At 58.3% G+C, this 432-nt stretch carries 1 protein-coding gene; it reads left to right on the plus strand.

The features are described from left to right. A partial coding sequence (locus Q0932_RS20490; protein ID WP_299357123.1) for a GTP-binding protein occupies positions 1 to 432 on the plus strand: 432 nt, incomplete at both ends.

The raw sequence follows: 432 nt of genomic DNA on the forward strand, positions 1-432 counted from the left end.
AGTAAACCGCACTGCAACATCGGCACCATCGGTCACGTTGACCACGGTAAGACCACTCTGACGGCAGCGATCACCAAGCAATTTGGCGATTTCAAAGCCTATGACGAGATTGACGGCGCGCCGGAAGAAAAAGCCCGTGGCATCACCATCTCGACCGCCCACGTTGAATATGAAACCGACGCGCGTCACTACGCGCACGTCGACTGCCCCGGCCACGCTGACTATGTGAAAAACATGATCACCGGTGCGGCGCAGATGGACGGCGCGATCCTGGTTGTGAACGCGGCTGACGGCCCGATGCCCCAGACCCGCGAGCACATCCTGTTGGGCCGCCAGGTTGGTATCCCGGCCATGGTCGTATTCCTGAACAAAGTTGATCAGGTTGACGACGAAGAGCTGCTGGAACTGGTCGAAATGGAAGTCCGCGAACTG

Source organism: uncultured Shimia sp., assembly GCF_947498095.1.
Taxonomy (GTDB): Bacteria; Pseudomonadota; Alphaproteobacteria; order Rhodobacterales; family Rhodobacteraceae; genus Shimia.